A 1,156-nucleotide genomic window follows, 5' to 3' on the forward strand; every position below is an offset into this window, starting at 1 on the left:
GGCGGCCGTACGGCTGACCGGCGGGGAGGGCCCCTGGACGGCCCTGGCGACCGCCGCGCTGGCCGCGGTCGTGGCCCTGGCCGCCGGGGCCGCCGTCACGGCGGCGGCCGACCGGGAGGCCCTGGGGGCCGTCCTGACCAGGTTCCGGACGAGGGGAGGGGCCGCGTGACGCGGCTGGTGCTGGCGCTCGGGACGAGCGCGGGCGGCGTGGGACGCCACGTGCGGATGCTGGCCGAGGGGCTGACCGCGCGCGGCCACGAGGTCGTCGTCGCGGGGCCGCGCGACACGGAGGAGGCGTTCGGCTTCGCCGGCGCGGGCGCCGAATTCGCCGAGGTGCCGATCGCGGACCGGCCCTCAGCGGCGGACCTGCGCTCCATCGTGCGGCTGCGGCGGGTCGCGCGGGGGGCCGGCGCCGTCCACGCGCACGGGCTGCGCGCCGGAGCCCTCGCGTCGCTCGCCCTGCTCGGCGCGCGCCGGCGTCCCCAGCTCGTCGTCACCCTGCACAACGCGGTCACCGCCGCGGGCGCGGTCGGCGTGGTCTACCGGGTCCTCGAACGCATCGTCGCGCGGCGGGCCGGCCACGTGCTCGTGGTCTCGCCGGACCTCGGCGCGCGCATGCGGGCACGCGGCGCCCGCCGGGTGTCGTCCGCCGTGGTCCCGGCCCCGCCGCTGGGCGCGCCCGAGCGCGGCCCGGAGCAGGTGCGGGCCGACCTGGAACGGCTGCTCCCCGGCGGAGGGGCGGATCGCCCGATCCTGCTGACCGTGGCCCGGCTCGCGCAGCAGAAGGGCCTGGAGACCCTGCTCGACGCGGCGGCCGGGCCGTACAAGGGCGACCCGCTGTTCGTGATCGCCGGCGACGGGCCGCTGCGGCCGCGGCTGCAGGCCAGGATCGACGCCGAACGGCTGCCGGTGGTCCTCTACGGCTGGGCCCGCACGCCCGACCTGCTGCAGGTGGCCCACGCCGTGATCGTGCCCAGCAGGTGGGAGGGGCAGCCGCTGAGCGTGCAGGAGTCGCTGCGCGCGGGCCGGCCGATCATCGCCACCCGCGTCGGAGGCATCCCCGGCATGGTCGGCGACGCCGGCCTGCTCGTCCCGCCGGAGGATCCGGGCGCGCTGGCCCGCGAGATCGGCCGCCTGCTCGGCGACCCGGCCCTGG

1 protein-coding gene is annotated in these 1,156 nt (G+C 79.6%); it reads left to right on the top strand.

Features of this window, described 5'->3' with window-relative positions; all coding sequences use genetic code 11:
* Window positions 1-165: 165 nt before the first annotated feature.
* Window positions 166-1,156, top strand: a 991-nt coding sequence (locus MPTA5024_RS00095) for a glycosyltransferase family 4 protein (protein WP_036318458.1), incomplete at its 3' end; no start/stop codon positions are given.

It is taken from the genome of Microbispora sp. ATCC PTA-5024 (genome assembly GCF_000511135.2).
In the GTDB taxonomy this organism is placed as follows: domain Bacteria; phylum Actinomycetota; class Actinomycetes; order Streptosporangiales; family Streptosporangiaceae; genus Microbispora; species Microbispora corallina.